This window comes from Holdemanella sp. DFI.5.55 (assembly GCF_020593575.1).
GTDB lineage: Bacteria > Bacillota_I > Bacilli_A > Erysipelotrichales > Erysipelotrichaceae > Holdemanella > Holdemanella hominis.
Genome location: NZ_JAJDMK010000423.1, coordinates 1 through 225, shown reverse-complemented (window position 1 = coordinate 225; position 225 = coordinate 1). Strand labels below are relative to the sequence as shown.

Sequence of the window (225 nt, the reverse complement as noted above, 5' to 3'; positions counted from 1 at the left end):
AATGGAAATCAGTCCGCCCAGCTTTCGCAGGTCGCGGGTACCCGTCTCATGGTCAACTATACCGACCATCATAAACAATGAGCCTTTAAAGATGGCATGGTTAATAAGATGAAAGACAGCCGCTGTTGTTGCAGCAGTATAAAAGACAGCTTCTTCCCCTATATAAAATGCCGCTGCCGATCCCATTCCTAGCAATCCCATAATCAGTCCAAGTTGACTAATTGT

Annotated in this window: 1 protein-coding gene; it reads right to left on the bottom strand. The window is 45.3% G+C overall.

What is annotated here, in order from left to right; all coding sequences use genetic code 11:
* The coding region (locus tag LJE08_RS14665; protein WP_304608386.1) for a proton-conducting transporter membrane subunit at window positions 1-186 on the bottom strand (186 nt) is incomplete at its 3' end.
* Between the last annotated feature and the right edge of the window lie 39 nt (window positions 187-225).